The sequence below is a fragment of the Streptomyces sp. NPDC005485 genome, from assembly GCF_040606085.1.
Lineage (GTDB): Bacteria > Actinomycetota > Actinomycetes > Streptomycetales > Streptomycetaceae > Streptomyces.
In genome coordinates this window covers 1-5,344 of the sequence record NZ_JBEXDZ010000284.1, presented here as the reverse complement: position 1 = coordinate 5,344, position 5,344 = coordinate 1, and the positions used below count along the sequence as shown (strand labels likewise).

Annotated in this window: 5 protein-coding genes and 1 pseudogene; 3 read left to right on the top strand and 3 right to left on the bottom strand. The window is 68.2% G+C overall.

The window, feature by feature from the left end:
• Positions 1-120: 120 nt before the first annotated feature.
• Together ABZS97_RS43330 and ABZS97_RS43325 are read right to left on the bottom strand one after the other, a co-directional pair.
• Positions 121-777 (bottom strand): gamma carbonic anhydrase family protein, encoded by a 657-nt coding sequence (locus ABZS97_RS43330; RefSeq protein ID WP_356149302.1) that lies wholly within the window; start codon positions 775-777, stop codon positions 121-123.
• 41 nt (positions 778-818) lie between these two features.
• Positions 819-1,226, bottom strand: a complete 408-nt coding sequence (locus ABZS97_RS43325; protein ID WP_356149305.1) for a RidA family protein — start codon at positions 1,224-1,226, stop codon at positions 819-821.
• Positions 1,227-1,447: 221 nt separating this feature from the next.
• On the opposite strand from ABZS97_RS43325, the gene ABZS97_RS43320 reads away from it, so the two are divergent.
• Positions 1,448-2,251: a nucleotidyltransferase domain-containing protein gene (locus ABZS97_RS43320; RefSeq protein ID WP_356149297.1), complete on the top strand. Its 804-nt coding sequence runs from the start codon at positions 1,448-1,450 to the stop codon at positions 2,249-2,251.
• On the opposite strand, the gene ABZS97_RS43315 is transcribed toward ABZS97_RS43320, so the two are convergent.
• The gene (locus ABZS97_RS43315) at positions 2,241-3,272 is read right to left on the bottom strand and encodes an NlpC/P60 family protein (RefSeq protein ID WP_356149291.1); all 1,032 of its coding nucleotides are present in this window, start codon (positions 3,270-3,272) and stop codon (positions 2,241-2,243) included. The two genes, ABZS97_RS43320 and ABZS97_RS43315, sit on opposite strands and share 11 nt — an antisense overlap.
• Positions 3,273-3,623: 351 nt before the next feature.
• On the opposite strand from ABZS97_RS43315, the gene ABZS97_RS43310 reads away from it, so the two are divergent.
• On the top strand, positions 3,624-4,355 hold the full coding sequence (locus tag ABZS97_RS43310; RefSeq protein WP_356149287.1) for a hypothetical protein: 732 nt from the start codon (positions 3,624-3,626) through the stop codon (positions 4,353-4,355).
• Between the two features lie 601 nt (positions 4,356-4,956).
• A pseudogene (locus ABZS97_RS43305) lies at positions 4,957-5,344 on the top strand (hypothetical protein); the annotation flags it as partial.

The window sequence follows — 5,344 nt, the reverse complement described above, 5'->3', positions numbered from 1 at the left end:
AAGTACGTCCAGTACGAGGGCCTTCGTCCGGCACGCCGAGGGCACGCACCGAACACCGCGGGCACCGCACAGGACTTTCAAAACACCCCCTAGTGGCCGCTGATTGAACGCCGTTGCTCCTCAGCTGCCGCTCGGCGGGGTGGCCGCACGTGGCTCGTCGGCATGCGGCTCCCCGCCTCGCGGCTCCTCGATGTGCCGGTCGTCGAGGTGGGCCCCGAAGTGGTCCGCCTGCCGTGCCATGATCTCCCGCATCGACGTTCCCCTCGAAACGCCGTACACCGTGCCGGGAAAGTCCAACTCCCGCTGCACTTCCCACAGTTCGTCGTGCCGATCCGGTGAGAACAACTGGGCGGGCGCCCCGGCCGCGATCCACCCGATGGGTACGACCGTCCCGGGCGGGAGCACGGAGTTGACCTGGACCACACCGTTGATCCGCACCTCCGAACCGGCGCCCACGACGGCGCCGGGGAAGACCGAGGCGCCGGTGGCGACGAACACCTCGTCCTCGATCGTGGCGCCGTTGATGTGAGCGTGCGGCCCGACGAGTACGGCGTCCCCGATGACGGCGGGATGCCGGGCCCGCCCCCGTACGAGGGCGTTCTCCATCACGACGACGTCCGCCCCGACCCGGACCTCCCCGTCCTCCGCGGTGAGCACGGCACCGTGCAGCACCCGGGCACGCTCGCCGAGGGTGACGGCACCGCACAGGACGGCGGACGGGGCGACGTAGGCGGAGTCGGGGACGACGGGCCGCCGCCCTCGATGCTCGATCAACATCCTCGGCTCCTGCTCTCTGCGTTCAACGTTCTGCGTTCCGCTCAGGCCTGTTCCGGAACGACAGCGGTGGCCGTGATCTCCACCAACTGTCCGGTATACCCGAGACACGTCACCCCGATCAGCGTCGAGGAGTGCGGTCCGCTGCTGAGCCCCGACGCCTCGACGACGTCCCACACGGCGGACAGAACCGCGGGCTCACCGGCGACGACGTAGACATCGGTCGACACCACGTGGGCCATGTCGCTGCCGACCGCCCGGAGTTGCTCCCCGAGATTGACGAGCACCTGCTCTGCCTGCCGCACCGGGTCCCCCTCCCCGACGAGCTTGCCCTCGGCGTCGAGCGGGACGGACCCGGCGAGAAACGCCAGATCGGTTCCCGCCTTGACGACGGACGCGTGCGAGTAGACGGGCGGCGGGAACAGAGAGGGGACGGTCACGCGCTGGATCACGAGGGCTCCCGGCAGTCGGTCGAAGGACAACTTTCCGATCATGCGAGGCATGCGCAGCGGACGCATCCGATTTTCCCGCCGACCCGGCGGCACCCTGCCCAACGGCGTGCGGCGTTCCGGCGGCGTACGGAAAATTGCCGCGTCCTGCGCCACCGAGTCGTGATCCAATCCAGGTGCGCACGCTCGCCGACCTGATCACCCGGCCCTGGAGAGACGCGGACATGAGCATGAACAGCACGGCCGGCGATGACACCGAAGCCTTCCTCGGCCGCGTCACCGACCGCCTCGCGGTCCTGCCCACCGTCCGGGCCGTGGCCCTCGGCGGCTCCCGCGCCCAGGGCACCCACACGTCCGACAGCGACTGGGACCTGGCCGTGTACTACCGGGGCGCCTTCGACCCCGCCGACCTGCGCGCCCTCGGCTGGCAGGGCGAGGTCTCCGAACTCGGCGGCTGGGGCGGCGGCGTCTTCAACGGCGGCGCCTGGCTGACGATCGAGAACCGCCGCGTGGACATCCACTACCGGGACCTCGACGTCATCGACCACGAACTCGCCGAAGCCGAACAAGGGCGCTTCCGCATCGAGCCGTTGATGTTCCACCTGGCGGGCATCCCCACCTACCTGATCGTCGCCGAACTCGCCATCAACAAGGTGCTGCGGGGCGACCTGCCACGCCCCGCCGCGTATCCGCAGGCCCTGCGCAGGACCGCCCCCGCCCGCTGGCACGGCATGGCCGCCGCCACCCTCGCGTACGCGAAGACCGGCCACGCCCCCAAGGGCGCCCTCACTCAGGTAGCGGGCGCGATCGCCGTCGCCGCGACACAGACGGCACATGCGGTGCTGGCGGCGCGGGGGGAGTGGGTCACCAACGAGAAGCACCTCATCGAGCGGGCCGGGCTGCGCGAAGTCGACGTAGTCGTGAGCAATCTGACGCCTTCTCCGCAATCCTTGGTGCACGCGGTCGCCGAGGCCGAGACGCTGCTGGGGCAAGCGGCCTCACCCCCTGCGGGCGCGATCAGCCCGTGACGCGGACGCCGAACTGGAAGCTGCCGATCGTGCTCATCGACTCGTAGCGCACCGAGGCCCCCGGGTGCGGCGCGTGCAGCACCTGGCCGTTGCCGGCGTAGAGGCCGACGTGCTCGGTGTTGTTGAAGAAGACCAGGTCACCAGGCTTGAGTGCGCTCATGCCCACTCGGGTCCCGTCGTTGACCTGTGTGTACGTGACCCGGGATATGTGGACCCCGGCCTGCGCGTACGCCCACTGCGTGAGGCCCGAGCAGTCGTAGGAGTTGGGGCCCGTGCCGCCGCGGAAGTAGGGCTTGCCGGTCTGGGAGGCGGCGGCACTCAGGGCGGCGGCACCGAACTTGGAGGCGGCCGCCTCGTTGCCGAGGTCGACGCGGCCCGCGGAGGAGCGGCTGGCGCGCCCTTCCTGGTCGGTTATTGCCTGGCGCTCGGCGGCGGTCAGGGAGTTCAGCAGCTTCCGCGCCTTGCTGAGCTTGCCCTGGATTTCCTTCTTCTTCTTGCCGAGCTCGGTGCGGGTGTCGGCGAGGTCCTTGAGCTTCTCCGTGGCCTCCGCACGCTTCTGCGCCAGCTTGCGCTGCTTCGTCTGAACCTTCTTCAGCGACTCCAGCTGCCTCGTGGAGAGCGAGTCGAGCGTGGACGCCTTGTCGAGGTAGTCGTCCGGGTCGGCGGAGAGGAAGAGCTGGACCGAGGCGTCAACGCCACCGGAGCGGTACTGCGCGCTGGCCATCGCACCGATGCCTGTACGCAGTTCATTGAGTTCGCCCTGCTCACGGGCGGCCTTGTCCTGAAGCTCGCCGATCTCCTTCTCCAGCTTCTTCTGCTTCTCCATGGCCGTGTCGTACTGGTTGGTGGCCCGCTCCGCCTCTTCGTAGAGCTTGTCGACCTTCGTCTTGACCTCGCCCTTCGTGGGCTTGGGGGCCGCCTGGGCGGCCTGCGAAGTAAGGGCCACGGCAGCGGCGGCGGTCGCGGTGAGCACGGTCACGCGGGCGCGGCTCGGCTGTTTGGGTCGACGGTGGGACGCCACGAAGGCGAGCTCCTTCTTCCTCCGGCCGCCCACAGAAGCCAAGTGGGCGGTGCCCCTCCACGTCACTCACCTCGTGTGGGTGATCAAACGGAGGTTCGAGGTCTGACCTTAGTGACCTTCCTGTGACCATTTCAAAGCCTGGCGTGAAAAATCTCGGTCACACCCTGCACTTTTTGCACAGAACTCACGTGCAGTGAAGCAAATTTGACGCTGCGTCACACAAGGGCGGCCGCCTCCCCGCAGTCGGGTCCGTCACGGATGCGCTGGGGTCCGCAAGCGGTGACTGCGATACCGAGTGCGCGCTGAATAACCATTCGAAGAGCCCCAGTTGATGCTGCTAGCGTCCTCGACGTGGCGAAACTCAATCAGATCATCGCAGTGGAGAAGGGCATCAAGTCCAAGTCCCATCAGGACCTGACGTCCGCTCATCACGGGCTGCAGAAGCCCGCGTTGCTGGCCGGTATTTCGCGTACCTATCAGCCCAAGGACGAGGAGGGTGAGCAGTTGCCGCCCGAGTCGACTCGGGTGCAGGTGCAGACGGAGGTCGTGCTGCGGGAGACCGCGGCCACGCTGACGCGGCTGTTCGACGTGACCGCCACCAAAGACTGGGCGAACTGCACCGCCCGCGCGGACGTGAAGGTGGACGGGCGGGTGCTCGTCGCCGAGGTTCCCGTGTCCTACCTGCTGTTTCTCGAGAAGCAGCTCACCGATCTCAACACGTTCGTACGGAAGCTGCCGGTGCTCGACGCGTCCGAGTCATGGGTGCAGGATCCGTCGGCCGATGCGTGGAAGACCGAGCCGGTGCGGACGCTTCGTACGAAGAAGGTTCCGCGCAACCATGTGAAGGCCGAGGCCACCGAGAAACACCCGGCTCAGGTCGAGGTGTACTACGAGGACATTCCGGTCGGGTATTGGACGACCGTGAAGTTCTCCGGGGCCCTGCCCGCCCGCCGTGTGAACGAACTCCTCGACCGTGTCGAGAAGTTGCAGCAGGCCGTGAAGTTCGCGCGGGAAGAGGCGAACGGCGTCGACGTCGTAGATCAGCGGGTCGGTGACGCCGTCTTCGGCTACCTGTTCGGGTAGCCTCAGGAACTCCCCGGCCACAACGCACCACGGCCGGGGTGCGCGAGGAGCGCAAAGCTGAAGCTGAAGCTTGTCGTGACGGTGCGGTTCCAGTGGAGGTTCGAGTCCTCCCCGCGGCTCTCAACTTCCCTGCCGCGGTAGCCCAATCGGTAGAGGCAGACCGCCATCAATCTCAGACTCTTGCTCCAGACTCAGTATTCGCCGCCGATCGCCGGATCAACCGGGCTCAGGCCCCAGTACGCCGAAATGCTGGTTCAAGTCCAGTCCCCGCAGCTCGATGCGGGGTGGTCCAAAGGCAGGACGCGGTGACCTCACGACTGACCTGAGTCCTCAAGCGTGCCGGCGTGTGAAGATGGGCGGCATCACAGGGTCCGGGGGCCGGCTACGCCCTCGGGCCCGCTCCCGTTTATGGAGATGTGCGTCTTCTCGCAGTGTTCCCGCCGGTTGCGTTCATAAAGAAAACGGCCCTCGCGGGATCCGTCACCTCGCCGAAATACCAGCGTTCCATTTTCTCCAAAGTCGCGATCTACCGTAGGCAGTACCTCGCCCGGCCGACGTCGCCCGAAGGCAGCCCCCTCCGCCCTCGCCCGACAGGAGCCCCGTGTCCCGCCTCAGCACCGCCGTACCGCCCTGGCTCGCTCATGCGCTGCGCGCGCAGCGCGGGCCGATTCCCTGGAGTGCGGTGGTGCGCGGGGCGCTGGCCGCAGGTCCGCTGCTTCTTGTCGCCGTGCTCGCCGGGCGTACGTCCGTCGGTGTCGTCGCCGCGCTCGGGGCCATGTTCGCCGGGATCAACGACCGGCCCGGCAGCCGGCGCGACTCCGTCCGGCGGATCGGGGTGCCCGCGCTCGCCGGGGCCGGGGGACTGCTGGTCGGGTCGTACGGCGGGCAGCATGTCCCCGCCGTGGCGCTGACCCTTGTGCTCACCGGGCTCGGGCTGCTCGCCGGGGCGGCCCCGAGGTCATCGTCCCCGAGGCCGAACGGCTCAGCCT